The 242-nt window shown below is 57.0% G+C and carries 1 pseudogene; it reads right to left on the reverse strand.

Going from position 1 to position 242, the window contains the following annotated elements:
- Nucleotides 1–115, reverse strand: a pseudogene (locus tag AYJ54_RS51380) (IS110 family transposase); the annotation flags it as partial.
- Between the last annotated feature and the right edge of the window lie 127 nt (nt 116–242).

Raw genomic sequence — 242 nt, forward strand, 5'->3', positions numbered from 1 at the left:
GCATCGCCTTGCGGCTCAGCCGCTTGCGAAGCACCACGCGTTCCGACGCGTCAACGCCATGCAGTTGAAAAATATACTTCGACGTATCCATCCCAATGCGGATAATCTGGCTCACGGACGGCTCCCTTGTCTGAGATTTCGACAACCTCATTCTGGCACACTGATGCCGTAGGGGGCCGTCCACACCATCAACCACAGCATCGAGTTTGGCGAAGATTCGTCGCCACCATCTCCCGCCACGA

The sequence above is a fragment of the Bradyrhizobium centrolobii genome, assembly GCF_001641635.1.
GTDB classification, from domain to species: domain Bacteria; phylum Pseudomonadota; class Alphaproteobacteria; order Rhizobiales; family Xanthobacteraceae; genus Bradyrhizobium; species Bradyrhizobium centrolobii.